Here is a 26,574-nt window from a genome sequence, read left to right as displayed (position 1 = left end):
GTGATTGCTGGCTCTAATAGGAAGCATTACTATTCGCGCCCCACCTGTGCAGTCCTGTGCGATGACTCAGAAAGTGCCCCGTAGAACGGGCTTCTTTGAACACTACGAAGAGTTGATCGGCACCTGGACCCGGCGCCTGCGCAATCGGCAGCAGGCGCAAGACCTGGCCCATGACACCTTTGTCCGCGTGCTTGAATCCAACCCGGATGCGGTTGAGCAGCCACGCGCTTATTTGCATCAGACTGCACGCAATATTGCGGTAGACGGTTTTCGCCGCCAGGAGTTACGCGACGCCAAGGAGCTGGCTGCCGTTCCCCCAAGTTCGTCGCAAACCGGCGATCCGGAGCAGTATATGCGCGCTATCCAGTTGGCTGAGTCGGTCGAAAGGGCTTTGCAGGAACTGCCGCTCAATTGTCGCAAGGTTTTCGTCTGGCAGAAAATCGAAGGCCTGACCCAGGCCGAGATTGCCGAACGCCTGGGGCTGTCCAGGAACATGGTGGAAAAGTATATGATCCGCACCCTGCGCCATCTGCGTGAACGGGTGGAGGCGCCGTGATGACATCGGTAAAGGATTGCAGGATGGATACACGAGACTGTACCTGTGGCAGCGCCAACGTGCGTGATGCGGCGGCCACCTGGTTTACCCGGGTGCAAGCACAAACCCTGGGTGCGTGCGAGCAGGCCGAGTTTGAAGCCTGGCGTACGCAGCATGCCAGCCATGAGGCGGAGTATCAGTGGCTGGCCAGCCTGTGGTCAGCCGCCGATCTCTTGCCCCGGGCCCGCATGCGGGCGCTGTGTGAAGTGCCGGTGGCGAAGCCGACACGCCTTTCGTTACTGGCTTGCGGGCTGGCCGCAGGTATTGTGGCCGTGGCGGCGGGGGCGGGTGTATGGATGCAACTGCAGTCGTCGGCGGGTTATCACGCCGAATTTGCCACGGTGTTGGGAGAGCACCGCACCCTTGATTTGCCTGATGGCTCGAGCATTGAACTCAATGGTCGCAGCCGTGTGCGCGTCAGCTTTGCGCGTGAGCAGCGCAATGTTGAACTGGAGCAGGGCGAAGCCATGTTCAGTGTGGCCCATGATCCGGAGCGGCCATTTGTGGTGCAGGCCGGGGCCGGCAGGGTAACGGTGACCGGTACCCGTTTTGATGTGCTGCGCGAAGCCGAGCAGACGCGGGTTGCGGTGGAATCAGGGCATGTGCGGGTCCAGGGAGGCAATCCGGATGCACAGGTCAACCTGACTGCCGGGTTGGGTACCGTGGTCGATGCCCGGGGCCATGTAGCGGCCGCGCAGGCAGTTAATACCGGGGCGCTGACGGCCTGGCGCAAGGGGCAACTGGTATTTGAAGATGCCAGTCTGGGCGAGGTGGCCGCCGAGGTCTCGCGCTATCGCGACAAGCCGCTGCACGTCAGCACCCCAGCGCTGGCGCAAATGCGGCTTTCCAGCGTATTCAAAACCGATGACACCGATGCCCTGCTCAAGGCGTTGCCGCAGATCCTCCCGGTGGCTATCAAAACCCGCGCAGATGGCAGCCAGGAGATCATTGCCAGAAAATAATTGCGCTGGGGATTCAGGTTTTTTTCGAGTTCTTCGTCTTCTTGATCAACTGCAACTGGTTTGTATTAACAGTTGCACTCAAGTGCGATCCATAGGGCAAGACTCGACGTGAAAAACAACAATCTTCGTGGGCGACTATCCTCGCTTGAAACACCCCTGAGCATTCCATCTTCTGTCGCCCGGACGCGCCTGCTACCGCTGGCGTTGGCCCTGGCGGTGAGCGCGGCAATGCCCTGTGCTTTTGCTGGCGAATCTGCTCCGGCTGTGATCCATATTCAATCTCAGCCCCTGGGCTCGGCCCTGAGCCAACTGGCGCAGCAAACGGCATTGCAAGTGTTTTTCAGCCCGCAGCTGGTGGCTGGCAAGCAGGCTCCGGCGGTGAATGGCAACCTGTCGCCAGAACAGGCGCTGGCCCGACTGCTGCAGGACAGTGGCTTGAGCTACGAGCTTGACGGTGATGCTGTAACCCTGCGTGCGGCGCCCACGGTCAGTGCTGCTGCGCCAGCGTCCGGGCCGCTGGAACTGGGGCCGGTGGATGTAAAGGTGGTCGGCAACTGGCTGAGCGATGCCAATGACGCGGTGGTGCAGAACCACCCGGGGGCGCGGACAGTGGTGCGTCGCGAAGCGATGGTCGAGCAGGGCACGATGAACGTCAGTGATGCCCTCAAGCGTATCCCGGGTGTTCAGGTGCAGGAGTCCAACGGCACGGGCGGCAGTGATATCTCGCTGAACGTGGGGGTGCGGGGTTTGACGTCGCGTCTGTCGCCGCGCTCCACCGTCCTGATTGACGGTGTTCCGGCAGCGTTTGCGCCCTACGGCCAGCCACAATTGTCGATGGCACCGATTTCATCGGGCAACCTGGACAGCATCGACGTGGTACGCGGTGCCGGCTCGGTGCGCTACGGGCCGCAAAACGTGGGCGGGGTGATCAACTTTGTGACCCGGGCCATCCCCGAGACCTTCCAGGGCGAGGTCGGCACAACCCTGGAGACCTCCGAGCGTGGTGGCTGGAAACATATTGAATCGGCATTTCTCGGCGGCACGGCGGACAACGGTATCGGTGCTGCATTGCTGTATTCCGGAGTCAAGGGTGATGGCTATCGCGCGCGCAACAACGACAACGATATCGATGACGTCTTGCTCAAGACCCACTGGGCACCCACCGACCAGGATGATTTCACCCTCAATTTCCACTACTACGACGCCACCGCGGACATGCCCGGTGGCCTGACCCAAAAGCAGTTTGACGCTGACCCGTACCAGTCGCTGCGTGACTACGACAACTTTACCGGGCGACGCAAGGATGTGTCCTTCAAGTACCTGCGTCAGATCGACGACCAGACCCAGTTTGAAGTCCTGACCTATTACACCGACAGCTTCCGTGGCAGCAACATTGCAGCCCGCAATCTGCAAACCCTGGCTTCGTATCCGCGCAGTTACCACACCTTCGGTATCGAGCCGCGGGTGTCCCATGTGTTCACCCTGGGGCCGGTCACGCAGGAAGTGGGGCTGGGCTATCGCTACCTCAAAGAGGCGATGCATGAAGAGGCCAGCCAGGTGTACCTGGTCAATAACGTGCCTGTGCCGGGGCCCGGGGCAGACGGTCATGTGTATCAGGATCGCACAGGTGGCACCGAGGCCAACGCGTTCTATATCGATGACAAGATCGATGTGGGTAACTGGACGGTCACCCCGGGTATCCGCTTTGAGCGGATCAGCACCAACTGGCACGACCGCCCGGTACTGGGCAATAACGGCAAACCAGTGCAGGAAAAAAACCGCAGCATCGACAGCAGCGAAGCACTGCCGGCCCTGAGCGTGATGTATCACCTGTCGGACGCGTGGAAACTGTTTGCCAACTACGAGACCTCGTTCGGCAGCCTGCAGTACTTCCAGCTGGGCCAGGGCGGTGTCGGCGATGCGACCGCAGCGGGTTTGCGTCCTGAAAAGGCCAAGACCTATGAGCTGGGTACGCGTTACGACAATGGTGTGTGGGGCGGTGAAGTGACGCTGTTCTACATCGACTTTGCCGACGAGTTGCAATATGTGAGCAACGATGTGGGCTGGACCAACCTGGGCGCGACCAGGCACCAGGGTATCGAGACCTCGGTTCACTACGATATGTCGGCACTGGACGCACGCCTTGACGGCCTGTCGGTCAATGCGGGCTTTACCTACACCAAGGCGACGTCCGAGGGTGACATTCCCAACTTCAAAGGGCGTGATCTGCCGCTATATTCGCGCCAGGTGGTCAACCTCGGGGCGCGTTACGTGGTCAACCGCTGGACCTACAACCTGGACATGTTTGCCCAGTCCCAGCAGCACGCGCCGGGCACTGGCGGGGTGTACATCACTGATCCGACCCCGGATGGCCAGTACGGCGATATTCCTGGGTATGCGACCTGGAGCACCCGAGTCGGTTACGACTTCGGCCCTGAAGAGTCAAACCTGAAAGTGGGAGCGGGGATCAAGAACCTGTTCAACCAGGAGTACTACACCCGCTCCAGCGACAACAACGCGGGGATTTACCTGGGCGAGCCGCGTACGTTCTTTGTGCAGGCGAGTGTGGGTTTTTAAGCCAAAATGCCCCTCACCCGGAGGGAGAGGGGACTAAAAGCAGAAGCAAATTTGTGCAACACCACCCATCGGCCCCCTCTACCGCCGGGAGAGGGCTGGGGTGAGGGGCTCGCTCTAAACCCGCAAAATCCGCCCGCTGATGGCTACGGCTATGAGCATGGCGGTGATCAGCAAAAAGGCCGCGCCCAGGCTGCTGGCATGGGCGATAAAGCCGATGGCCGCAGGCCCTGCCAGAATCCCCGCATACCCCAGGGTGGTAATGGCTGGCACGGCGATATGCTCCGGCATTACGGTCTGTTTGCCCACGGCGGTGTACAGCACCGGCACGATATTCGAACACCCTGCGCCCACCAGCGCATAACCGAGCAATGCTGACTCCCAGTTCGGTGCCAGGGTTGCCAGGGCCATGCCCGCGGCGGCAAACAACCCACCCAGGACAATCACCAGCCGCGCACCCAGACGCTTGACGATGGTATCGCCCATCAGTCGGCCCGCGGTCATGGTCAAGGCAAACGCGGCATAACCCAGCCCGGCATAGGCATCGCCAATGCCTTTCTCGGAGGTCAGGAATACGGCGCTCCAGTCGAGCATTGCGCCTTCGGCCAGGAACACGGTAAAGCACAGCAAGCCGATAAAGAGCACCACGCCGTGGGGCACGGCAAACGCCGGACCGTTGCTTTCGCTGCCATAAGGCAGCAGGTGCGGAGCAGCCTTGAGCAGGGCTGCGAGGATCAATGCAATCACCACCACAATCGCCCACAGCGGCGTCAGGCCCAGCGCCAGCAGGGCGCTGACCCCGGCCGCGCCGGCAATCCCGCCGACGCTGAACAGCCCGTGAAAACCCGACATCATGGTGCGCCCGCTGGCACGCTCGACGATCACGGCCTGCAAGTTGACGGTGGAGTCGACGGCGCCGAGCCCAGCGCCAAACAAGAACAGTGTGGCGATCAGTAGCGGTATGGCACTGACCGTCGCCAGCAGTGGCAGCGCGAGGCAGATCAACAGCGTGCCGCCCACCAGCACCCGGCGGCAGCCATAACGGCTGGCGAGGATGCCGGCAATGGGCATCGCCAGGATTGAGCCCGCGCCCAGGCACAGCAATAACAAGCCCAAAGTGGCCTCGTCCAGTCCCGCACGGGCTTTGGCGTAGGGCACCAGTGGCGCCCAGGCGGCGAGGCCAAAACCGGCGATGAAAAAGGCAATGCGGGTCGATATTTGTTCGAGGCGCCCCGGCACAAGGGGCATTTGGGTGGTGATGGCAGTCATGGTCATCCTTGGAAAACGGCTTTGGTGCGCTGCGGCGTAACATCCTTGCATATTTGCGGCCTGTGTCGCGAGGGCGCTGGCGTACGGCTTGGCGAGAGTGGTTGAATAGCGCGCTTGCTTATCCCACTGCCACTGGTGCGTATTTTATGGACAAGAATTCTGACTCCGCAGTGCTATTGCTCAACCCCGCCGGGCTGTATGACCCTGCGCCCAACGGTTACTCCCATGTTGCCCGTGTGGCCGCGAATGTGCGGCTGGTGTACACCGCCGGCCAGGGCGGCGAGAACGCCGACAGTGAGCTGTCGACGGACTTCGCCGAGCAGGTGCGCCAAGCCTTTGCCAACCTGCAGATCGCCCTGGCAGCGGCCGATGCGCAGATCAAGGACGTGGCCAAGATCACCGTATTGATCGTGGATCACAGCCTGGAGCGCTTGCAGATTCTGGGCGCCGAAGTGAAGCGGGTATGGGGGGAGCTGCCGGCCCCGGCCTGCACCTTGATCCCGGTGCCGCGTCTGGCGCTGGATGAGATGTTATTTGAGGTCGAGGCGGTAGCGGCGGTAGCCGTCTGAGAGATTGCCCTGTGGGAGCGGGCTTGCTCGCGATAGAAACGGCGCGGTTTACCTGATACACCGCATCGATCCAATCGCGAGCAAGCCCGCTCCCACAGGGACAATGTGGGGCGTTAAACCTGCAATAACCGCTCGCGCAGTTTGCCGATTTCGTCGCGCATTTGCGCCGCCGCCTCGAATTCGAGATCGCGGGCCAGGGCGTACATTTTTTCTTCCAGTTGGCGAATGCGCTTGCTGATCTCGCTGGGCGAGCGCAGCTCGTTCTCGTACTTGGCGTTTTCTTCCGCGGCCTTGGCCATGCCTTTGCGCTTTTTGCTGCGCGAACCCGGCACCACCGCACCCTCCATGATATCCGCGACATCCTTGAACACGCCTTTGGGCGTAATGCCGTTGGCGAGGTTGAAAGCGATCTGTTTCTCGCGCCGGCGTTCGGTCTCGCCAATGGCGCGTTCCATCGAGCCGGTGATGCGATCAGCGTACAGAATCGCCCGGCCATTGAGGTTACGCGCCGCCCGGCCAATGGTCTGGATCAACGAGCGTTCGGAGCGCAGGAAGCCCTCCTTGTCGGCGTCCAGGATCGCCACCAGCGACACCTCGGGCATGTCCAGCCCTTCACGCAGCAGGTTGATCCCCACCAGCACGTCAAATACGCCCAGGCGCAGATCGCGGATGATTTCGACGCGCTCCACGGTGTCGATATCCGAGTGCAGATAGCGTACCCGCACGCCATGGTCGGCCAGGTAATCGGTGAGGTCTTCGGACATGCGTTTGGTCAGGGTGGTGACCAGTACACGCTCTTCCAGCGCCACGCGCTTGGCAATCTCGGAGAGCAAATCGTCGACCTGGGTGAGGGCCGGACGCACTTCGATCTGCGGATCGACCAGGCCGGTGGGGCGCACCACCTGCTCGACCACGCGGCCCGAATGTTCGGCTTCGTAGTTGCCAGGGGTGGCGGAAACAAAAATGGTCTGCGGGCTGATGCGTTCCCATTCGTCAAAACGCATCGGCCGGTTGTCCAGTGCCGAGGGCAGGCGGAAGCCATATTCCACCAGGGTCTCTTTACGTGAACGGTCGCCTTTGTACATGGCGCCCACTTGCGGCACGCTGACGTGAGACTCGTCGATCACCAGCAGCGCGTCGGCCGGCAGGTAGTCGAACAGGGTCGGTGGCGGGGCCCCGGACTCGCGGCCCGAAAGGTAGCGCGAGTAGTTTTCGATGCCGTTGCAGTAACCCAGCTCCATGATCATTTCCAGATCGAAGCGGGTGCGCTGTTCCAGGCGCTGGGCCTCGACCAGCTTGTTGTTGGCCCGCAGGTATTCGAGCCGCTCCTTGAGTTCTTCCTTGATCCCTTCCACGGCGTCGAGCAGGGTTTCGCGCGGTGTCACATAGTGGCTCTTGGGGTAGAAGGTAAAGCGCGGCATCTTGCGGATGACTTCGCCGGTCAGCGGGTCAAAGGCACTGATGCTTTCGACTTCATCATCGAACAGTTCGATGCGCACCGCCTCCAGATCCGATTCGGCAGGATAGATGTCGATCACATCGCCGCGCACGCGGAAGGTGGCGCGGGCAAAGTCCATATCGTTGCGGGTGTATTGCAGATCGGCCAGGCGGCGCAGCAACTCGCGCTGGTCGAGCTTGTCGCCACGGTCGACGTGCAACACCATCTTCAGATAGGTCTCGGGGCTGCCCAGGCCATAAATGCACGACACCGTGGTAACGATGATCGCGTCCTTGCGCTCCAGCAGGGCCTTGGTTGCGGACAGGCGCATCTGCTCGATATGGTCGTTGATCGAGGCATCCTTCTCGATAAAGGTATCGGAGGAGGGCACGTACGCTTCGGGCTGGTAGTAGTCATAGTACGAGACGAAGTACTCCACCGCGTTGTTCGGGAAGAATGACTTGAACTCGCCGTACAGCTGGGCAGCCAGGGTTTTATTGGGCGCCAGCACCAGGGTGGGGCGGTTCACATGGGCGATCACGTTGGCAATGCTGAACGTCTTGCCCGAACCGGTTACCCCGAGCAGGGTCTGGTGCGACAGGCCGGCTTCGATGCCTTCAATCATCTGGCGAATGGCTTCGGGTTGATCGCCTGCGGGCTTGAAGCGGGTAACAAGCTGAAAATCGGGCATGAAGGACCTCAGGGTTTGCTTCTATAAAAGCAGTAGCCTTTATAAGTGCATGCGACTCAGGCCGCAGGAAAAAACAGGATACGGCTAAATATGGAGGTCATGTCCGACTGTTTCAAGGTACAGCTCTGATACGGGCATCTCGGCAAAGATTGCAATTAGACCAGTGGCCTGAAAATAAACTCAAATACTTGGGTAAAACCGGCAATAGGCTGTTGCCCGAATCCTGATCGGGCTTATACTTGCTCCCCGTTTGTGCACCGCTCTAGTGCAATCGGCTGGAGCGTTGTCACCCCCTCCATTCCCCATTCAGAGCCGCCGTAATAATGAGCCTGTTCTCCGCTGTCGAAATGGCACCACGCGATCCTATCCTGGGCCTCAACGAAGCATTCAACGCCGATACCCGTACCAGCAAAGTGAACCTGGGGGTTGGTGTTTACTGCAACGAAGAGGGACGAATTCCGCTCTTGCGTGCCGTTGTCGAAGCCGAAACGATCCGGGTTGCCCAGCACGCGTCGCGCGGTTATTTGCCGATCGATGGTATTGCCGCCTACGACCAGGCCGTGCAAAAGCTGTTGTTCGGTGCCGAGTCGCCGTTGCTGGCAGCTGGCCGGGTGATCACCACTCAAGCCGTTGGCGGTACGGGCGCGCTGAAAATCGGTGCTGACTTCCTTAAGCAACTGCAGCCAGGCGCAGTAGTCGCGATCAGCGATCCAAGCTGGGAAAACCACCGTGCACTGTTTGAAGCCGCCGGTTTTCCGGTGCAGAACTACCGTTATTACGACGCCGCCAGCCATGACGTCAACCGTTCCGGCATGCTCGAAGATCTGAATGCCTTGCCCGCCGGCTCCATTGTTGTGCTGCACGCTTGCTGCCACAACCCGACCGGTGTCGACCTGACCCCGGCCGACTGGCAGAACGTGCTGGACGTGGTCAAGGCCAAAGGCCTGATCCCGTTCCTGGACATGGCCTACCAGGGCTTTGGCGACGGCATCGACGAAGACGCAGCAGCAGTACGCCTGTTCGCCGGCTCGGGCCTGAGCTTCTTTGTTTCCAGCTCGTTCTCCAAGTCGTTTTCTCTGTACGGCGAGCGTGTCGGTGCACTGTCGATCATCACCGAATCGAAGGAAGAGAGCGCCCGTGTGCTGTCCCAGGTCAAGCGCGTGATCCGTACCAACTACTCCAACCCGCCGACTCACGGTGCAACCATTGCTGCAGCCGTGCTTAACAGCCCTGAGCTGCGTGCGATGTGGGAAGACGAGCTGGCAGAAATGCGCCTGCGCATTCGTGGCATGCGTCTGCAAATGGTTGAGCTGCTGTCGAAAAAGGCTCCTGGGCATGACTTCAGCTTTGTTGCACGTCAGCGTGGCATGTTCTCGTACTCCGGTCTGACCGTTGAACAAGTAACGCGTCTGCGTACCGAATTCGGTATTTATGCCCTTGATACCGGCCGAATCTGCGTGGCTTCTTTGAACCAGCGCAACATTGAGGCGGTAACCGACGCCATTGTTCAGGTCATCTGAATAATGCAGGGAGAAGTCAGCAAAAGTGTTGACTTCTCTTTTTATATCAGTAAGATAGACGCCATTCCGCGATAGCTCAGTTGGTAGAGCAAATGACTGTTAATCATTGGGTCCCTGGTTCGAGTCCAGGTCGTGGAGCCAGATAGTAAAAAAGCCGCTAGCGATAGCGGCTTTTTTTTGCCTGAAATTTGGCAAGGTCCAGATTCTCCCTCCTGGACCTGGACCTCAGCAAAACAATGGCTTATGGCCATTTTCCTACAACCTGAAACGTTTTTTTTAAGATGTTCGTCACGAATATCGCTATTCGATAATAAAAATCGTTTACCTATATCTGAGAATGATTATTATTGGCGCCAGTGCTGCCTCGCTAAAAGGACCTGTGTCAGTGATAAAAACTTCTCCGGTTTTTTCCCGGCTACAAGACGGGAAAGTTGTTTATGGCATGCTCAACTCCCTGCCTTCACCCATGCTTTGCGAGATGCTCGCGTTTGCCGGCTACGACTTTGTAATTCTTGATCTGGAGCACTTGCTGCGCTCCGAAGAAGACATCATGCATTGCGTTCGGGCATGTGAGGCCGCAGGTATTTCGCCCTGGCTGCGCATGGCGCAAGTGGACGAGAAATTGATCGGCAGGGCGCTGGACGCCGGTATCGAAGCCATCGTGCTGTCACGCACTGAAAGCGTCGCCCAGGTCCAGCGCGCCATTGAGGCGGCCTTTTTTCCGCCCCTGGGCAAGCGCGGCATGACCGGTGGGCGCATCACCGGCTTCGGTCGCCTGCCACTGCCCGAATACATCGATCTGGCCAACCGCCAGACCCCCATCATTCCGATGATCGAAAGCCGCGCCGGTGTTGACGCGCTGGGCGACATCCTGCAACTGGACGGGGTCGGCATGATCATGGAAGGCGCCCTGGACCTGGCCCTCGATCTCGGCCTGGGGCCTGATCCTCTCAATCCTCGGGTCTGGCAAACCCTGCAAGGCATGGCCGACGCCTGTCTTGGCGCCGGCGTCGCTTTTTGCGCCAACCCCCGCACCGTCGAACAGAACGCGCTATGGCGCGCCCGCGGCGTGCGCAGTTTTCTGGCCGGTGAAGACCGTGGCTTGCTGCATAACGCACTCAAAGCCCGCCTGCATTCTCTCCAACAGCAATAATGAGTCGACGTAGTCCAATGAAAACAATATCCCTACACTTTTCACTGAGCCTCATGACACTGGGTATTTGCCAGGCTGCCATGGCCGCCGATCAACAACCCCCCGGCCATAGCGTTGAGCTGGCGCCCATGACGATTGAGGGCGATGTACTGGGTGCCGCCAGCGATCAGGAAGTGCGTACCTATGCCGGGAGTCGCAGCGTCATCGATTCGAGCGACCTGAAAAAAGCCAGCACCCGTGGCCTGGATGATGCGCTGCAACGGGTTCCGGGTATCAAGATTTTCGACGAGACCGGCACCGGTGCGCTGCCCCAGATTTCGGTACGCGGCCTGTACGAGAGTCGCAGCGGACGCATCCAGGCCTTGTCGGATGGCATCCCGCTCGCGTTGGCACCCTACGGCCAGACCGGCCTGTCGCTGTTCCCAATGACCATGGCCACGGTCGACCGGGTTGATATCGTGCGCGGGGGCGCAGCGGTGCAATACGGACCAAACAACGTCGGCGGGGTGATCAACTTCATCAGCAAGCCGATTCCCCGCGAATGGGAAACCACCCTGCAGGAGAAAACCACGTTCAATGCTGGCGGGCGCCAGTTGTGGGATACCTATCTGGGCACCGGCGGCTACCTGACTGACAACTTCGGGCTGCAACTGGACATCAATACCCTGAGCGGCGAATACGGGCGCGAGCACTCCGATACCGATGTGCAGAACTATCGCCTGCGCGGCCAGTGGAACATCGATGATGACCGGGATCTGAGTTTCGGCGTTCAGCATTACAAGGCCGACATGGACCTGGCCGGTGCCCTCAGCGTCAAGGACTACAAGGACGACCCGCGCCAGTCAACGCGCCCGCTGGACCGCTTCGAGGGTGACACGGATCGTGTGTGGGGCACTTACACCCAGCGTCTTGGCGCCATGGGGCCGTTCGACTCGGTGGAGTTCAGCTGGACCAACTTTGCCCACAACAGCTACCGCAATTTCGTCGTAGGCCTGCCGTTCACTCCGGACGGTACGGCCGTGACCAAGCAGGACGGCCCGCGTGACTTCAAGGTTTGGGGTTCGGAGCCGCGCATCAGCGCCACCATCGATGGCGACACCGTCGGCCAGACCTGGCTACTCGGTGCCCGCTATGTCAGCGAAGACATCAGTTACAAGGTCAACCGGCAGAGTCTGGCTACGGGGGTGACAGCACCGTTTCGCGACTGGAAATTCGATGACAGTGCTCGTGCCTTCTACATCAGCAACGCCATCAGCCTGCTTGATCATCGCCTGACCATTACCCCCGGCGCGCGCTATGAAAACGCGCGCATGAACTACAGCGATGGCATCACCGGGTTCGAGCGCGAGAACAAGTCTGAAGAATGGCTGCCGGGCCTGACCGTGGGTTACCAGGCCAACGACGCCTGGTATGTCTATGCCAACGCGCAGAAGTCCCTGCGTCCGCCTCAGGTTACGCAGATCGTCAAGGAAGGCGCGGTCGGTGCCGAGCTGGCCTGGAACTACGAGACTGGCGTGCGTTACACCCCGTGGGAGGGCATGCGTGTCGACTTCAACCTGTACCGCATCGACTTTGATGACCAGATTGTCTACAACGCCACCACCGACCGTTTCGACAACCTTGGCAGCACACGTCATCAGGGTTTCGAGACTGATATTTTCTGGACCCCGCAGGCCATGCGTGATCTGGACCTGCATGCCGGTTATGCCTATCTCGATGCCAAACAACGCAACGGCACTTACAAAGACAACGAAGTGCCGTACTCCTCGCGAAACCAGTTTATGGTGGATGCCCGCTACCGTTTTGCCGAGCACTGGACCTACAACCTCGACGGTCTGTACATCAGCAAGGCCTACACCGACGCTGCCAATACCCGCGAAGAAAACGCCTCTGCCAGCGTGGGTGAACTGCCTTCTTACTGGGTGTGGAACACGGCTATCGAACGTGAGTTCCCGCTGGCCGACAAGAGCATCCTGACCGCCTCGGCGGGCATCAGTAACCTGTTCAACCGCGAATACTATTTCCGAGGTATCGACACCAGCCCTTGGGGTCGTCAACCCGCGCCAGAGCGTTCGCTCACCTTAGGCGTCAATTACCGCTTCTAAACCGCGCACACGCGCTTTTGTAAATCAGTTGCCCATCCTGCGGGACGGGCAACTGTTGCCCCCAGGAAAGTGCCATGCAACGTCCATTCGTCATCCTTGCTCACGTCGCACACCCAGCCATTCTCGAGGGCTTTATGCCAGCCGCGCAGCAGCGCGGGCTGCCAATTGTGCTGATCACCGATCATGCTCAGGAACATCGTCGCCTGCTTGCCGGCTCGTCTCTTTCGCCGGACCGGCTGCAGGTGATCGAATGTGATGTATTCAACCCGCTGGCGGTCATCGAAACCCTCAATGGCCAGGGTTTACGCCCGGTTGCCGTATTTTCCAACAGCGATCACCTGCAAACCGCGACAGCAGTCGTGGCGGAGGCGTTCGAGTGCCCCGGCAAGAACTGGCGGTTGTGCCATGCCGCCAAGAACAAGGCCGCCATGCGTGAGCGCATGCAGCGTCTGGGTCTGCCCGGGCCGTGGTTCCAGGTGCTTGCCTCGGGCTGCGCGTTGCCTGCTGATGCGCCATGGCCAGTGGTGGCCAAGCCCCGTGAAGGGGTGGCCAGCCTGGACGTGCGCTTGTGTCACAACGCCGCTGAACTGAGTGCTTACTGTGAACGGTTCTGGGAGCAGCAACCGGACCGTGCACTGCTGCTGGAGGCTTACCTGGAAGGGCCACTGTTCACCCTTGAAACCCTCGGTGACGGTCGTAGCCTGCAAGCCATTGGCGGCTTTGACGTAAGCCTTTCTGCGCCGCCCCATTTTGTCGAACTCGCTGCCCGCTGGAATGGCCCGCTAAGCAGCGCACAGCGTACCGCAGCGCTGTCGCAAGTGGCGGCATTCGGGGTCAATTTTGGCGTTTGTCACAGCGAATTCATCCTCACCGCACAAGGCCCGGTGCTGGTCGAGATCAACTATCGCAGTATCGGTGACGGCCGCGAGTTTTTGCTGGACCGGCTGCTGCCACAGGGCTGGTTTGACCGAATCGTTGCCCTGCATCTGGGGCAGGCGCTGGTCGACGCACAACCGGCTCGGGCCCAGGCAACCGTGCACTATCTGGTGGCCGAGCGTTCGGGGCGGCTGGATCAGGCCAGTGCCAGTTTCAATGTCGAATCCGCAGACCACTGGTGCGATTACCGGGCGCTGCAACATCCCGGCGACACGGTGACCATCAGCCACTCCAACAAGGACTACGTCGGCGTATTGCGCCTGATTGCCCCGGATGACGTGAGCCTGGATGCGCAATTGCATTCGACCCTCAACGACCTGAAATGGGTGGTGGCATGAACCTGCAACCAGAAGCTGCCGATCAGGCCTACATCACCCGCCGCATCATCGATTGCTGCCTGCGTGAAGATATCCGCGGAGTTGTCAGTCAGGGCCGGATCTGTCCGCTGCCCGAGGCGTTGCATCAGCTGCTTGCGCATCAATCCAGCGGCATCTGGCTGCGGATCACCGATCTGGCGGCTGACGAGTTGTGGCTGCCAGTGGTCAAGGCGTATCCGTTGCAGGATTGGAGTGTTACCGGCGATGCCTGGATCCGGGTATCGCGACAGCGCCCGCCTGAGGTCCAGCGTGGCTACTCGCTCTGGCTTGGCCACCTGAGCCAGGGTCTCGACGCTGAAAGCCTGGGGTTGTTCGAGGCGTATCTGAAAGAGGCCGATTGCGCCACGCAACACCGGACCCTGTGCAAGCAGGCCGGTCAACGCAATGCCGCCGCGCTCGGCGATGTGATCGGGCTCCAGCACTGGTCGCAGCGCCTGTTGAAGATTGATCAGCTGGCCAGCTATCTGGACCACCCGTACTACCCGACTGCACGGGCCAAAAGCGGCTTCGATGACGCAGCCCTTGAACGCTATGCGCCGGAGTTTGCACCGCGTTTCGAACTCAACTGGCTGGCGATCCCCAAGCAGGCCATGACCCTCACCAGTGTGCAGCCGCCGCACTGGCCGGGTTTCGAGGAAGTAGGCTTGCCAGGCACTTTGCACAACAGCCACTCACTGCTGCCGGTGCATCCGTTGACCTGGGCTGTGCTTGAACAGTATGGCTTGCCTGAGGGCGCACTCAAGGCGCCACGCACGGCCATGCAGGTTGAGCCGACGCTGTCCGTGCGTACGGTGGTGTGCATTGATCAGCCTCATTGGCATATCAAATTACCGTTGCTGGTCAGTACCCTGGGCGCGCGCAATCTGCGTCTGATCAAACCGACCACCCTGTACGACGGCCACTGGTTTGAAACCACCTTGCAGGCGCTCGCCAGGCGAGATCCGGAGTTGGGATCACGCTATTTGCACGTAGATGAACAACACGGCGGTCATGTCGCCCAAAGCCGTCATCTGGCCTATATCGTGCGCCGCTATCCGGCGGGGCTGGAGCACACCACACTGGTGCCGGTGGCTGCACTGGCCAGCCCTCTTGCGGGTGGGCGCCTGTTCCTCGAACAGCTGGTAGAGGGTTTTTATGCCGGCTCCCTGCAACACTGGCTCGACGACTACCTTGACCTGTTACTGCAGGTTCATCTACGGCTGTGGCTGCGATACGGCATCGCGCTTGAGGCCAACCAGCAGAACGCCGTGCTGATATTCGAACACGGCCGGCCAATGCGCCTGTTGATGAAGGACAACGACGCCGCGCGCCTTTGGCCGCAACGTTTCGCTGCAGCTTGTGCGGATCTGGCCGGGCTGCCAGCCGCCTTGCAGGATGAGCGCATTCGTGTCAACAGCAGTCAGCCTTTGGCCGAGATGTTCTGCACCATCACCCTGCAACTGAATATCGTCGCTATTTTGCAGGCCATTGCGGCAGCGGGGCTGGCGCCTCAAGCCAGCCTGTACGACACACTGCGCCGGGGCTTGAGCGGTTGTCTGCAGCAACTCGAAGCCGAAGGCATCAACTGTGACGACGCACGCCGCTGGTTGCTCGACAGCCCAAGGTTGCCGGTCAAGTACCTGCTCAGCGCCGGCAGCCTGTTCAGCAAGGCGCATTCCGGTGCCAGTGATATCAACAAGTTCTATGGCTACAGCGCGGCGAATTTCCTGCTGGAGGAGGTGCCATGCAGCGCCGTTTAATCGCCAGCGTCTTGTTGGGGCATTACCTGTCGGCCTTTACGGCGCTGGGGATTCCGCTCTATCTACCGCGCATCCTGGGCGACCTCGCGCCCGGCACGCCGGGATGGGCCATCGGCGTGCTGTTTGTCCTGCCAACCCTGTGCACCGCCCTGGCCGCGCCAGTATGGGGGCGCTGGGCCGATCGCAACGGTTGTCGTCTGTCGTTGCTGCGCGCCCATGCCGGGTTGTTCGCGGGTTTTCTGCTGGCAGGCTTGAGCCCCAATCTGACCGTGTTCGTGCTGGCATTGGTTATCCAGGGCACCTTCGGCGGAGCAATGGCGGCCTCCAACGCCTACCTGTCGACCCAGCTCAAGGGCTCCGGGCTGTCCCGCGCCCTGAACTGGACTCAGTATTCGGCACGGCTGGCAATGATCAGCGGCCCGATCCTGCTGGGGCTGCTGACCTCCCGGGGCTTGGGCATCAACCTTTACAGCTGGCTGGCGTGGTTGCCACTGCTGGCTTTTGTTCTGGTGTTGGCACTGCCCAACGACAAGCCCGGGCATGCCCTGGACAGCAAACGAAAACCGCCGCCAGGCCAACTGCCAGCCGACATGGCGCGCCTGCTGGCGGTGCAGTTTCTGTTCAGCTTCGCCATGGTGGTCACCTTTCCCTACTTCATGCCATACGGTGAACAATTGGGGATAGGTAACGACACCTTGATCGGTGTGCTCTACAGCCTGCCGCATTTGGTTTATCTGCTGGCCTTGCCCTGGGTCCACAAGTATCAGGGCAACGTCCTGTTGCCGGGGCTGGCGCTGCTGGCGATCAGCAATGCGCTGCAATTCTGGAGCGTGCAGGCAGAGCCGTTGTTCGCCCTGCGTCTGCTCAGTGGCGCGGGCATGCTGCTCAGCTTTGTCGGGCTGCACCGCTGCCTTAGTCAGCGCAGCCGGCAAGGCAGTGCAGGGCGCCTGTTCGGCTGGTTTGACTCCAGCGGCAAATGGGCCGGTACCGCTGCCGGTGTTACGGCTGCTCTGGTCACTCAGACCTGCGGCATTGCATCCCCCTTTCTGGTTGCCTGCCTGGCTGCCATGGCCGCCATGGTCATGGCGCGCCCTCTAATGATCACTTCCCGGGAGATTCCGGCATGACGTTCGTTCCCAATACCTTGTCCCTGAATGACCATGCCCTTGATGGTGAAGCCCAGCGCCATGCCATCGAGTGCCTGCTCAATTGCTATTTGCGCGAATATGCATTGCCGCGCAACGATGCCGATCTGAACTACCAGGCACAGGATGTGCCGATGAGCCTGCGTCAGGCCGGCGCTCGTTGCATCAGCATCAACCTGCCGGGCGGCCGTTTGGTGGTGCGCATCGACAGCGCCAGCCTGTTGGGCCGCTGTCATTACATCGGCGCGCCTTATTTCAAGGGCAACCAGCAGGGCTGGCGGCCACTGGAAGCCCGGGAACTGGCCAGCCTTCTGTGTACACCACTGAGTGGTGCCGGGCGTGTCGGCGAGATGCTGCAACAGTTCGCCAACAGCCTGCAGATCACCCGGGCCTTCCTGCGTCATTCCCGTCCGGCCAACGAAGCTGCCGACAGCCTGCTGGCATCCGAGCAGCATCAGCTCTGGGGGCATGCCCTGCACCCGACACCGAAAAGCCGCGAGGGTATATCCCATAACGATTTGCTGGCCTGCTCGCCTGAGGTTGGGGCGTGTTTTCAGTTGCACTGGTTCAAGATCGACCCGGCGCTGTTTCGCCATCAGGGTGAGGACCCGCGCAGTACCCTGCAGCAACTGTCGGGGCGCGACGACGCCTATCCGTGTCACCCCTGGGAAGTCGCCCGCATACTGGCCGATCCGCTGGTGCAGCGGGCGCAACAGCAGGGTCTGATCGAATACCTCGGCCCTCTGGGTCAGGCCATGTTCCCGACCTCGTCGGTGCGTACGCTCTACCACCCGCAACTGGCTTATTTCATGAAGTTCTCGATGCATGTGCGGCTGACCAATTGCGTACGCAAGAATGCCTGGTATGAGCTGGACAGTGCCGTGGCCCTGACTCATCTGCTCCGGCCGGTCATGAGCGAGCTGGCAATCCGGCAGCCGGGCTTTTTGCTGATGCCCGAGCCCGCAGCCTCCAGCCTTGATCTCGGTGCTTTGGGTACGCTGGAGCAGGCCCGCGAAGTCACCGAATGCTTCGGTATCGTTTACCGGGAAAACCTGTCCATGGCCGATCGCGGGGCGTATCAGCCGCAGGTGGCAATGGCGCTGTTTACCTGGGACTTGCAAGGTCGCAGTGTCTGTCGTCACCAGGTTCGACGTTATGCCGACATCACCGGCCTGGGCATTGAGCAGGCCACGCTCAACTGGCTGGATGCCTATGCCGCGAAAATGCTCGGCGGCGTGCTGCACTGCCTGTTCCGTCAGGGGGTGGCGCTGGAGCCGCATTTACAAAACACGGTTGTCGGCTTTGCTCAGGACGGCTTGCCGAACCGGGTGTGGATCCGCGATCTGGAGGGCACCAAGCTGGTTCCTGAAATCTGGCCGGCAGAACGCTTGAGCGCGCTCGACGAGCGTACCCGCAACTCGGTGTACTACAGCGCGCAAAAGGCCTGGCAGCGGGTGGCTTACTGTGCGCTGGTGAATAATCTGGGCGAGGCGATTTTTCATCTGGCCAATGGTAGCGATGCTCTGGAACAACAGTTGTGGACGCGCACCGGCGAGCTGTTGCACGAACAGTGCGCGCTTCTCGGTCATCCGCAGCAGCTGCGCGAGTTGTGCGCCGGTGCGCCATTCCCCGGCAAGGAAAACTTTATGACCCGTCTGATGATGCGCGCCGATCGCGAAGCGGGTTACACCCAGCTGCCCAGCCCGTTGGCGTTTATTGCAAAGAGTAAGTGCGCATGACTCTTCCTGTCGCTGTCACCCGCTGTATCGATCAGCTCAAGGCTGAACACGAGGGGCCATTGTGTGCCTATGTCTACGACTTGCCTGCCCTTGAACAGCATATAAAGGCAATGCGCGCCGTGCTGCCCGTTAACTGCGAATTGTTCTATGCCGCCAAGGCCAACCCGGAGGCGCGGGTGTTGAAAACCCTTGCACCGTGGGTAGACGGTTTCGAAGCGGCCTCGGGCGGGGAGCTGGCCTGGCTGCATGAGCAGTGCCCCGACGAGCCACTGATCTTTGGCGGCCCGGGCAAGCTTGATCGTGAACTGGATATCGCCATGCAGTACAGCGTCTCGGCGTTTCATGTAGAGAGCGTGACCGAGCTTCGCAGTCTGGCGCGCATCGCTCGCCAGCGTGGCGTGAGGGCTGCGCTGATGTTGCGCTTGAACCTCAAGCTGACGCAGGCACCGCAGAGCAGGCTGGTCATGGGCGGCAAGCCCACGCCGTTCGGGCTGGACGAGCAGGGGCTGGCAAGTGCACTGCAATTGTTGCGCGAAGAGCCGTCTCTGGAGCTCAAGGGGCTGCACTTTCATATGCTGTCACACCAGCTGGATGTCGATGCGCACCTTGAGTTGATACGCAGCTACTTCCTGACTTTCCGCCAGTTGTGTGTCGACCACGACCTGCAACTGCCCGTGCTGAATGTCGGCGGCGGCATGGGCATCAACTACCAGAACCCGGCGCAGTCGTTCGACTGGCCAAGGTTTTGTCAGGGGCTCAAGGGGCTGGTTGATGAGTTCGGCATGGGCGCGACCCGAATCCGCTTCGAAATTGGTCGCTTTATCAGCGCAGCCTGCGGCTATTACGTCATGCAGGTGCTGGATATCAAAAGCAGCCACGGCGAGTTTTTTGCCATTGGTCGAGGCGGCACTCATCATTTCCGCACGCCTGCAGCGCAAGACCATAACCATCCGTTCACGGTTATGCGGGGCACAAACCCCCCGCAGATAAGCGGTCAGGACGTCACCCTGGTAGGCCAGTTGTGCACGCCCAAGGATGTGCTGGCCAGGCAGCAACCTGTTGCGCAACTGGCGATTGGTGACCTGCTGGTGTTTAGCCTGGCGGGTGCCTATGCCTGGAATATCTCGCACCAGAACTTCCTGATGCACGAACCGCCTCTGAAAGTGTTTATCGACGGGTGATGCCATGGAGTTGCCAGCCAGGGTGCCGGCAACTCCATCCTTGGCAATCAGCCATCCACGCTGATTCCTGGTATGCATCGAACTCTATAAAGAGCTCGGTTATCAGGAATCCCACAGGGCCACGCAATACGGCTTTGCCCGGGTTTTCATGCGCAAGCTGCTTCAAGCCCAAGCCGGATACTGAACAGCCCATAATGATGGAGGGCTGTTCAGTTGAAGTCATCACCAAGGTTTGCCAGGGCTTTACTCCCCCAGTAAAGCCCTGTTGAGAAAGTCATATCCCAATTTGATCGATGGCACGCTGATGCAAATGAAGATGATGCCGAACTGCCAGTGAACAATCTTGCCCTGGGCCTCCAGCGCAGTAATTGACGAGCGCAGTTCGAGGCCTTGTTCCTTGACGGATGACCTGAGCTCTACACCTTGCTCCCTTATCAGAACGCGCAGTTCAGCGCCCAATTCTGAAATGGAGGCTTTCAGGTGCCGTTCGGTTTGCCCCAGGTCTGATTTGGAGGCGAGATCTTTCACTTCATTCTCCCAGGCTTCGACAACGGCTTTAGTTTTACCTGAAGGCATACTGATGGATGTCAGCGCGTCGTAAAGGGTAATGGATGATTTCATATTGTCTCCTGCGATTGGCAAGTGACGTCGGGCCGCCATCTGACGCCTGACTCCTGTCACTGTGAGGGCGATTCACTCCTTGCCTGAGATTCTACTTTTATCCCGAATCAATACAGTCAGACCTTTCTTAGCGTTGCGTCAGTCGCGGTGGTATTTCTGGTGACCGATTATGATTACGAGTAGAGCAGCATCGTGCTGGCGCAAAAAAGCCTGCAGTCAGCAGGCTCTTTGCATGAGTCAGGTTGCAGCACGCAGCATCAGCGTGGCGTCGGTTGCACCACCGGCTGTGGCGTCATCTGCGGAGCGTTGTGAGCAGGCAGCATTTCCCAGGCATCACGGGGCTCGTCCAGATCTCGGTTGAGGGTTTCCGGGGTCTTGAAGGTGGTGTACAGGGTGATCAGCGTCAGCAGCGACAGGTAGCAGGCAATCGGCAACCAGGCGCCGATACCGGCGCTGGCATCGCCATCGTGACTGGCCACGACCAGAGCGATCAGCCCGGCGCCAATCAAGGGCGCAATACCGCCAGCAATCACCGCCGAGGCTTCCCGGGCAATGGATACGCCCATATAGCGGTGGCGCGAGCCGAACAGTTCAGGCATCAGCGCCGCCTGGGTGCCGAACATGCCCCAGGTGCCGATGCCCAGCGCGATAGAGATAGCAATAATGCTCGCGATCACATTGCCCTGGCTCAGTATCCACCATACCGGGAACGCCAGTGCCAGTTGCAGCAGCGCAAAGGCCCGGTACACCACTACACGGCCAAAACGGTCGCTGAGTTTACCGGCAATCGGCACGGTCAGAGCACCCAGGCTGGCGGCGCAGATCAAGGTGAGCACGCCCACCGGCCCTTGCAGGCCGACCACACCAACGATGTAACTCACCGCCAGGGCCTGATAAATCGAAGACCCGCCGTTTTCTCCCAGGCGTAGGCCAATGCCCAGCAGCAGCGTCGGTTTTGAGTGTTTCATCGCACTTTTTAGCGGGTTGTCGCAGACGCGCTTGAGGGCCTTGAGGCGGATAAAGGTCGGCGACTCCTTGAGCGACAGGCGCATGTAAAGGCCCAGGGCGACGATCACCACGCTGCTGAAGAACGGTATGCGCCACAACCCGCTTTCGAGCACGTTGTCACTGCTGCTGATAACCATGAAGTACACCAGCGCGGCAAGGATGGTGCCCAGTTGAATGCCAAGGAAGGGCAGGGCAGCGTAAAAACCGCGTCGGCCCGGGGGTGCATACTCGGTCATCATCACTGCCGCGCCGGCCTGTTCGGCACCTGCACCGAGGCCCTGGAGCAAACGCAGCACCACCAGCAGCACCGGGGCCAGGTAGCCGACTTGATCAAACGTGGGCAGGGCACCGATCAGGGTGCTGGAAATACCCATCAGCAACACCGTGGAAGTGAGCACGAACTTGCGTCCCACGCGGTCGCCGATCATGCCGAACAGCACACCACCCAATGGCCTTATCGCGAAGCCCAGGAAGTAGGTGCCGAAGCTGGCAATCAGGCTCATGGTGCGGGTTTGTTCAGGAAAGAACAGCGGCCCGAAAATCAGCGCCGCTGCCAGGGTGTAGAGGGCAAAGTCGTAGTATTCCAGCGCGCTGCCCAGGGAGCAGGCCCAGGCGGCGCGGTGCAGGTCTTTTTTGTGTTCCGGGCTTTCGGGGACCAATTCAATATCAGATGAAGCATGATCGTGAGTCATGTTGGTACCTTCTGGTAGGCGCCTTTACGGCATCTTGTTATCGATAGGCAGCAGGATTTCTTACAATTTCAACCTCTGGATTTCATCGAGCATGGCCTGCTCCATGATGTCGATGGGGGCCTCCATGCCGGTGTACAACTCGATTTGCCGGCAGGCCTGCTGCACCAGCATGCGTGTGCCGGACACGGTGCGGCAGCCCAGCGCGGCGGCTTGCAGAAGCAAGGCGGTACGCACGGGCATAAAGGCTACATCCATGACGATCAGATGGCTGGCCAGCAGCCCGTCCAGCGGATTGCTGTCGGGCTGCCTGAAGCCCACGCTGGTGGCATTGATCACGATGTCGAAATCCCGGGCTGCGAAGGCCTCGACACTGCCGCCCCAGCGTGCACCCAGATCTGCGGCCAGCGCCTGGCCACGCTCACTGCTGCGGTTGAACACCGTGACCCGGGCTGCCGCTTGCAGGCAGCCAAAGACCACGGCCCGCGCTGCGCCACCGGCGCCGATTACGGCAACACGCTGGTTATTGAGCTCGCAGACTTCCTGCAGGGCGCGTACTGCACCCAGGTAGTCGGTGTTGTAGCCGGTGAGAACGCCGTCGATGTTATTGATGGTGTTGACCGCGCCAATGACCAGCGCGGATTCATCGATCGCGTCCAAATGCTCCATCACGACGGTTTTGTAGGGCATGGACACGTTCATGCCGCGCACACCCAATGTGCGGATGGCCGCGACGCCCGCCACCGGGTCCTCGATGCCGAAGCAGACGAAGGTGTAGTCCAGGCCCAGGGCCGCGTAGGCCGCATTGTGGATTTTCGCAGAGAGAGAAAAGGGCGAGCCCATGATCGAACCGCACAGGGTTGGCAGGGACTGGGGCATGCGTGCCTCCTAGTATTGGATTTATGAGTGGGGCAATAAGCCCACTTTCAACCCCTGCAGCGCAGTGTGCCAATCGTATATGGTGATGCCGTGATCACGGATGCTGATCACCAGCTGAGACTTGATGATTGGCGATGACTGCAGCACATTGTGCTTCTCCCGGTGTTATGGTGCTGAATCCTTCCTGCCAACGGATTTGTTGTGATGACTACACCGCGTGCTGCTGTCGGCCCGATCAAGGCCGTGATTTTCGATATGGACGGGTTATTGCTGGATACTGAGGGTATTTACACCGAAGTCACGCAGATCATCGCCGAACGCTACGGTCGCACCTTTGACTGGAGCATCAAGCAGCACATCATCGGCCGTGGCGCCCTGGACCTGGCAGAATTTCTGGTCAAGGCGCTGGAATTGCCGATCACCGCGCAGGAATTTCTGGTTGTCCGCGAGCCGTTGCTAAAAGAACGCTTCCCCAAAGCCACGGGCATGCCGGGTGCCGAGGCGCTGGTGCGCCATCTCAAGGCCCACAAGGTGCCAATTGCCGTGGGCACCAGTTCATCGCAACATTCCTTTGCCCACAAAACCACCTTGCATGGTGAGTGGTTTGAGCTGTTCGACACCATTGTCACCGCTGACGACCCTGAAGTGGGGGCAGCCAAGCCTGCACCGGATATCTTCCTGACGGCGGCACGGCGCCTGGGTGTTGCGCCCGAGCACTGCCTGGTATTCGAAGATTCGCCTTTCGGGGTAACGGCTGCCAAAGCCGCCAACATGACTGCGATTGCCGTACCTGATGTAGCCATGGCCGACAGCAAGTACACGCATGCCGACCTGATCATCCGCCAGCTGGCCGACTTTGATCTGGCGGCTTATGGTTTGCCGCCGATGCGATAAGTGCTAGCCAGATCCCTTACACGCGATTATTGCACCGGCAGTTTTTCCAGTGCCGCACGCAATTCGTCGGCGCTGGAAAACTCTTGCTGCGACATTAGTTTGCCACTCTCCAGTTGCAGCCACAGTACCTTGTCTTCGGCACCGGGGTACTGGGCGGCAACAGCCCCGTCGCGGTCAAGCACAACACGGTAGCTGTAGTCACGCATGGCCGGGATGGCGATAAATTTGCCGATCAGCGAGGGCATGCGCTGCACATCGGCGAGAAACACCACATTGCGTGCTTCCAGGTAGCCCTTGGCCTGGTTTTCCAGCGCAGCCTTGACCAGCTTGGAGCCGTCCATGTTGCGCGCTACCAGCAGCACCTGGGTTTTTTCGTCCAGGGTGTAGGGTTGGTCATGCTGGTCGTTCAGGGTCCATGGCGTCAGGCGCTCACCGATATTCGCGGCCTGGGCCAGCATGGAAAACGCGCTCAACAACAGCACAAGTGCAATTCTCACCGTTTGATACCCCTTCAGTTAATGGTTCTGGCCTGACAGGTTTCAGGCATGGCCGGTATGGTATCCCACAGCACAAGGTAAAAGGTCTGAGACGCATTTAGCTACAAATTGCTCTATGGTTAAGCGCTACCGGCCCAAGGAAACGCCAAGATGACGCGTCTGACAGCGAAAGACTTTGCCCCTGAATTGCTTGAGCTTTATGACTACTACGCCCACGGCAAGATCAACCGTCGCGAGTTTCTTGACCGTGCTGCTGTATTCGCCCTGGGCACCACTGCGTTATCGGTGCTGACGGCGTTGAGCCCAGACTACGCACTCGCCGAGCAGGTCTCCTTTACCGACCCGGATATCATTGCCGAGTACATCATGTATCCATCGCCCAGGGGCAACGGCCAGGTGCGCGGTTATCTGGTGCGGCCAGCCAAGGCAGCGGGCAAGCTGCCGGCCGTGGTGGTGGTGCATGAGAACCGCGGGCTGAATCCTTACATAGAAGATGTTGCCCGGCGCCTGGGCAAGGCGGGATATATCGCTCTGGCACCCGATGGCCTGACGTCAGTGGGCGGATATCCCGGCAATGATGAGCAAGGCCTGGCGTTGCAGCAAAAAGTCGACCCTGCCAGGCTGATGAATGACTTCTTCGCGGCGGTGGAGTGGTTGATGCAGCATGATGCCAGTACCGGCAAAGTTGGGATTACCGGGTTCTGCTATGGCGGCGGGGTGGCCAATGCGGCGGCAGTGGCCTACCCGGAGCTGGGAGCTGCAGTGTCGTTTTACGGGCGCCAGCCCGGTGCAGACGAGGTCGCCCGTATCCAGGCACCGTTGATGCTGCACTACGCCGGGCTGGATACACGGATCAATGACGGCTGGCCAGCTTTTGAGCAGGCGTTGAACAGCAACGGTAAAGTCCATGAAGCGCATATCTACCCGGGAGTGAATCACGGCTTTCATAACGACTCGACGCCTCGCTACGATGAAGCCGCGGCTACTCTGGCCTGGAACAGGACCCTGGGCTGGTTCGGCAAGTATCTGGCGTAGCGGGCTTAGCCGTTCTTCTTGCGCAGGCTCTTGAGCCGAGCGCTGGCGCGCTGCACGGCGGCCATTTTTTCCGGGCGCTTCATGCCCCGCCACTTGCGGATATCTTCCCGGGTTCGACCGCAGCTCACGCAGAGCTCACCACTTAACTGGCAAACTGCAATGCACGGGTTTTCAATGTCTTTTGCCACAGTTCAACTGCGTCCGGTCTGTTTTTGCGCCAGGCGCTTGGGCCAGTTGCCGCCACAACTGCGCTGGCACTCTTCTTCTGAATCGAAGAATACATGGGCCGAGCCGTTACGCACCTTTACACCGGCATCCGCCAGCGCCTGGGCCGTCAGCTCACCCATATAGCGCGCCTCGCCATCGGCCAGGGCGAAGTCTTTGCTGGCTTGCGTATCGAACACCCAGACCACCTTCAGGCTGGCCGGGAAGGCCTCGTAGTCAACAACATGGGTCAACCAGGCAAACCCCGGGATCTGTGATTTGGCCGTTTCACAGGCCTCGGTCAGGGAGGTGATCAGGCGACGTTCGATCTGTGCCTGGGTGCGTTTGCTTAAAGACATGGGTGAATCCTGTTGATAGGCGGGGCAAAGACACGATTATACCTGAGCGCGGGGCTTGGCTACTGCTGCTTCGCCCAGAGTGCCACCTGAGGTAGAATGTCGCGGTAAGTCGGCTGGCCGCCCTGGAGCGTCATGCCCACGCAGGTTCCCCGGAAGGAGCCGCGAGCAGGCCGGACATCAAGGGAGTCACATCCGCTGTACCCAAAATGTTACCCAAGTAGCTGAAGCCAAGACCAACAAGAGATCAGCGCCCAAGGTACATGAAGTGAGGTCTGTAACGTGCACAGGCCTTATATGTCTGCCCGTTCGGGGCTTGAAGCTGGCTCGATTGCAGGTGACCGTCTGTAGTGGGTCAGGCAAATTCAGGCACCGAGTGCCGGGCAGATGGCGTTTTA

At 60.0% G+C, this 26,574-nt stretch carries 22 protein-coding genes and 1 tRNA gene; 15 read left to right on the top strand and 8 right to left on the bottom strand.

Annotated features, from left to right (window positions below; genetic code table 11):
* Positions 1-61 precede the first annotated feature (61 nt).
* The 3 genes from FHL07_RS02690 (at position 62) to FHL07_RS02680 (ending at position 4,134) form a co-directional block, all read left to right on the top strand.
* Positions 62-556: a sigma-70 family RNA polymerase sigma factor gene (locus FHL07_RS02690; RefSeq protein WP_095000470.1), complete on the top strand. Its 495-nt coding sequence runs from the start codon at positions 62-64 to the stop codon at positions 554-556.
* Positions 557-579: 23 nt separating this feature from the next.
* Positions 580-1,557 (top strand): FecR family protein, encoded by a 978-nt coding sequence (locus FHL07_RS02685; RefSeq protein WP_095018074.1) that lies wholly within the window; start codon positions 580-582, stop codon positions 1,555-1,557.
* Positions 1,558-1,785: 228 nt separating this feature from the next.
* Positions 1,786-4,134, top strand: coding sequence for a TonB-dependent siderophore receptor (locus FHL07_RS02680; protein WP_238705496.1), 2,349 nt, complete (start codon positions 1,786-1,788; stop codon positions 4,132-4,134).
* Between the two features lie 114 nt (positions 4,135-4,248).
* Here FHL07_RS02680 and FHL07_RS02675 read toward each other — a convergent pair whose 3' ends face one another.
* On the bottom strand, positions 4,249-5,400 hold the full coding sequence (locus FHL07_RS02675) for an MFS transporter (RefSeq protein WP_138738065.1): 1,152 nt from the start codon (positions 5,398-5,400) through the stop codon (positions 4,249-4,251).
* 146 nt (positions 5,401-5,546) lie between these two features.
* Here FHL07_RS02675 and FHL07_RS02670 point away from each other — a divergent pair, with 146 nt between their 5' ends.
* Positions 5,547-5,969, top strand: coding sequence for a RidA family protein (locus tag FHL07_RS02670; RefSeq protein WP_095000467.1), 423 nt, complete (start codon positions 5,547-5,549; stop codon positions 5,967-5,969).
* A gap of 113 nt (positions 5,970-6,082) precedes the next feature.
* Here FHL07_RS02670 and uvrB read toward each other — a convergent pair whose 3' ends face one another.
* Positions 6,083-8,098 carry an excinuclease ABC subunit UvrB gene (gene uvrB / locus FHL07_RS02665; RefSeq protein WP_095000466.1) on the bottom strand — a complete coding sequence of 672 codons (2,016 nt, stop codon included), beginning with the start codon at positions 8,096-8,098 and terminating at the stop codon, positions 6,083-6,085.
* 323 nt (positions 8,099-8,421) lie between these two features.
* Between uvrB and FHL07_RS02660 the strand changes: the two genes are divergently transcribed.
* From FHL07_RS02660 to FHL07_RS02620, 9 genes are all read left to right on the top strand, one after another.
* Positions 8,422-9,618: an amino acid aminotransferase gene (locus FHL07_RS02660; RefSeq protein ID WP_095023547.1), complete on the top strand. Its 1,197-nt coding sequence runs from the start codon at positions 8,422-8,424 to the stop codon at positions 9,616-9,618.
* Between the two features lie 65 nt (positions 9,619-9,683).
* Positions 9,684-9,759, top strand: a tRNA-Asn gene (locus tag FHL07_RS02655).
* 301 nt (positions 9,760-10,060) lie between these two features.
* A complete protein-coding gene (locus FHL07_RS02650) occupies positions 10,061-10,771 on the top strand; it encodes an HpcH/HpaI aldolase family protein (protein ID WP_095000464.1) in 711 nt (236 codons plus the stop codon).
* 17 nt (positions 10,772-10,788) lie between these two features.
* On the top strand, positions 10,789-12,876 hold the full coding sequence (locus FHL07_RS02645; RefSeq protein ID WP_095024765.1) for a TonB-dependent receptor family protein: 2,088 nt from the start codon (positions 10,789-10,791) through the stop codon (positions 12,874-12,876).
* 74 nt (positions 12,877-12,950) lie between these two features.
* Positions 12,951-14,150 carry an ATP-grasp domain-containing protein gene (locus FHL07_RS02640; RefSeq protein ID WP_138738064.1) on the top strand — a complete coding sequence of 400 codons (1,200 nt, stop codon included), beginning with the start codon at positions 12,951-12,953 and terminating at the stop codon, positions 14,148-14,150.
* Positions 14,147-15,928 (top strand): IucA/IucC family protein, encoded by a 1,782-nt coding sequence (locus tag FHL07_RS02635; protein WP_138738063.1) that lies wholly within the window; start codon positions 14,147-14,149, stop codon positions 15,926-15,928. Before FHL07_RS02640 ends, FHL07_RS02635 begins: the two co-directional genes overlap by 4 nt.
* On the top strand, positions 15,913-17,055 hold the full coding sequence (locus FHL07_RS02630; protein WP_133144515.1) for an MFS transporter: 1,143 nt from the start codon (positions 15,913-15,915) through the stop codon (positions 17,053-17,055). The genes FHL07_RS02635 and FHL07_RS02630 overlap by 16 nt, the downstream gene beginning before the upstream one ends.
* Complete coding sequence (locus FHL07_RS02625; protein ID WP_138738062.1) at positions 17,052-18,812, top strand: IucA/IucC family protein; 1,761 nt, start codon at positions 17,052-17,054, stop codon at positions 18,810-18,812. Before FHL07_RS02630 ends, FHL07_RS02625 begins: the two co-directional genes overlap by 4 nt.
* Complete coding sequence (locus FHL07_RS02620; protein WP_138738061.1) at positions 18,809-19,993, top strand: type III PLP-dependent enzyme; 1,185 nt, start codon at positions 18,809-18,811, stop codon at positions 19,991-19,993. Before FHL07_RS02625 ends, FHL07_RS02620 begins: the two co-directional genes overlap by 4 nt.
* A gap of 243 nt (positions 19,994-20,236) precedes the next feature.
* On the opposite strand, the gene FHL07_RS02610 is transcribed toward FHL07_RS02620, so the two are convergent.
* The 3 genes from FHL07_RS02610 to aroE form a co-directional block, all read right to left on the bottom strand.
* Positions 20,237-20,614, bottom strand: coding sequence for a DUF1640 domain-containing protein (locus FHL07_RS02610; RefSeq protein WP_095000458.1), 378 nt, complete (start codon positions 20,612-20,614; stop codon positions 20,237-20,239).
* A gap of 257 nt (positions 20,615-20,871) precedes the next feature.
* On the bottom strand, positions 20,872-22,314 hold the full coding sequence (locus FHL07_RS02605) for an MFS transporter (RefSeq protein WP_095000457.1): 1,443 nt from the start codon (positions 22,312-22,314) through the stop codon (positions 20,872-20,874).
* Positions 22,315-22,374: 60 nt separating this feature from the next.
* A complete protein-coding gene (gene aroE / locus FHL07_RS02600; protein WP_138738060.1) occupies positions 22,375-23,190 on the bottom strand; it encodes a shikimate dehydrogenase in 816 nt (271 codons plus the stop codon).
* A gap of 204 nt (positions 23,191-23,394) precedes the next feature.
* Here aroE and FHL07_RS02595 point away from each other — a divergent pair, with 204 nt between their 5' ends.
* Entirely contained in the window at positions 23,395-24,084 is a 690-nt protein-coding gene (locus tag FHL07_RS02595) for an HAD-IA family hydrolase (protein WP_138738059.1), read from the top strand.
* Positions 24,085-24,110: 26 nt separating this feature from the next.
* Here the strand turns inward: FHL07_RS02595 and FHL07_RS02590 are convergent, their stop codons facing one another.
* Positions 24,111-24,581 carry an FAD/FMN-containing dehydrogenase gene (locus tag FHL07_RS02590; protein WP_095039076.1) on the bottom strand — a complete coding sequence of 157 codons (471 nt, stop codon included), beginning with the start codon at positions 24,579-24,581 and terminating at the stop codon, positions 24,111-24,113.
* Between the two features lie 150 nt (positions 24,582-24,731).
* Between FHL07_RS02590 and yghX the strand changes: the two genes are divergently transcribed.
* The gene (gene yghX / locus FHL07_RS02585) at positions 24,732-25,616 is read left to right on the top strand and encodes a YghX family hydrolase (protein WP_095039077.1); all 885 of its coding nucleotides are present in this window, start codon (positions 24,732-24,734) and stop codon (positions 25,614-25,616) included.
* Positions 25,617-25,621: 5 nt separating this feature from the next.
* Here the strand turns inward: yghX and FHL07_RS02580 are convergent, their stop codons facing one another.
* Both FHL07_RS02580 and FHL07_RS02575 read right to left on the bottom strand, forming a co-directional pair.
* The gene (locus FHL07_RS02580) at positions 25,622-25,804 is read right to left on the bottom strand and encodes a DUF1289 domain-containing protein (protein WP_095018063.1); all 183 of its coding nucleotides are present in this window, start codon (positions 25,802-25,804) and stop codon (positions 25,622-25,624) included.
* 3 nt (positions 25,805-25,807) lie between these two features.
* Positions 25,808-26,179, bottom strand: a complete 372-nt coding sequence (locus FHL07_RS02575) for a hypothetical protein (protein ID WP_095000451.1) — start codon at positions 26,177-26,179, stop codon at positions 25,808-25,810.
* Positions 26,180-26,574 lie beyond the last annotated feature (395 nt).

This window comes from Pseudomonas sp. FSL W7-0098 (genome assembly GCF_005930585.1).
GTDB lineage: Bacteria > Pseudomonadota > Gammaproteobacteria > Pseudomonadales > Pseudomonadaceae > Aquipseudomonas > Aquipseudomonas bubulae.
Note: the sequence above shows the minus strand (reverse complement) of the source record. Positions and strands in the feature narration are given on the sequence as shown.

Bases quoted from the DNA above. Each gene is read 5' to 3' on its own strand.
- FHL07_RS02595 (WP_138738059.1), top strand. From the start codon at position 23,395: ATGACTACACCGCGTGCTGCTGTCGGCCCGATCAAGGCCGTGATTTTC.
- FHL07_RS02610 (WP_095000458.1), bottom strand. From the start codon at position 20,614: ATGAAATCATCCATTACCCTTTACGACGCGCTGACATCCATCAGTATG.
- yghX (WP_095039077.1), top strand. From the start codon at position 24,732: ATGACGCGTCTGACAGCGAAAGACTTTGCCCCTGAATTGCTTGAGCTT.
- FHL07_RS02640 (WP_138738064.1), top strand. From the start codon at position 12,951: ATGCAACGTCCATTCGTCATCCTTGCTCACGTCGCACACCCAGCCATT.
- FHL07_RS02680 (WP_238705496.1), top strand. From the start codon at position 1,786: ATGCCCTGTGCTTTTGCTGGCGAATCTGCTCCGGCTGTGATCCATATT.
- FHL07_RS02625 (WP_138738062.1), top strand. From the start codon at position 17,052: ATGACGTTCGTTCCCAATACCTTGTCCCTGAATGACCATGCCCTTGAT.
- FHL07_RS02675 (WP_138738065.1), bottom strand. From the start codon at position 5,400: ATGACTGCCATCACCACCCAAATGCCCCTTGTGCCGGGGCGCCTCGAA.
- FHL07_RS02630 (WP_133144515.1), top strand. From the start codon at position 15,913: ATGCAGCGCCGTTTAATCGCCAGCGTCTTGTTGGGGCATTACCTGTCG.
- FHL07_RS02635 (WP_138738063.1), top strand. From the start codon at position 14,147: ATGAACCTGCAACCAGAAGCTGCCGATCAGGCCTACATCACCCGCCGC.
- FHL07_RS02620 (WP_138738061.1), top strand. From the start codon at position 18,809: ATGACTCTTCCTGTCGCTGTCACCCGCTGTATCGATCAGCTCAAGGCT.
- FHL07_RS02690 (WP_095000470.1), top strand. From the start codon at position 62: ATGACTCAGAAAGTGCCCCGTAGAACGGGCTTCTTTGAACACTACGAA.
- FHL07_RS02660 (WP_095023547.1), top strand. From the start codon at position 8,422: ATGAGCCTGTTCTCCGCTGTCGAAATGGCACCACGCGATCCTATCCTG.
- uvrB (WP_095000466.1), bottom strand. From the start codon at position 8,098: ATGCCCGATTTTCAGCTTGTTACCCGCTTCAAGCCCGCAGGCGATCAA.
- FHL07_RS02650 (WP_095000464.1), top strand. From the start codon at position 10,061: ATGCTCAACTCCCTGCCTTCACCCATGCTTTGCGAGATGCTCGCGTTT.
- FHL07_RS02645 (WP_095024765.1), top strand. From the start codon at position 10,789: ATGAAAACAATATCCCTACACTTTTCACTGAGCCTCATGACACTGGGT.
- FHL07_RS02685 (WP_095018074.1), top strand. From the start codon at position 580: ATGGATACACGAGACTGTACCTGTGGCAGCGCCAACGTGCGTGATGCG.
- FHL07_RS02575 (WP_095000451.1), bottom strand. From the start codon at position 26,179: ATGTCTTTAAGCAAACGCACCCAGGCACAGATCGAACGTCGCCTGATC.
- aroE (WP_138738060.1), bottom strand. From the start codon at position 23,190: ATGCCCCAGTCCCTGCCAACCCTGTGCGGTTCGATCATGGGCTCGCCC.
- FHL07_RS02605 (WP_095000457.1), bottom strand. From the start codon at position 22,314: ATGACTCACGATCATGCTTCATCTGATATTGAATTGGTCCCCGAAAGC.
- FHL07_RS02670 (WP_095000467.1), top strand. From the start codon at position 5,547: ATGGACAAGAATTCTGACTCCGCAGTGCTATTGCTCAACCCCGCCGGG.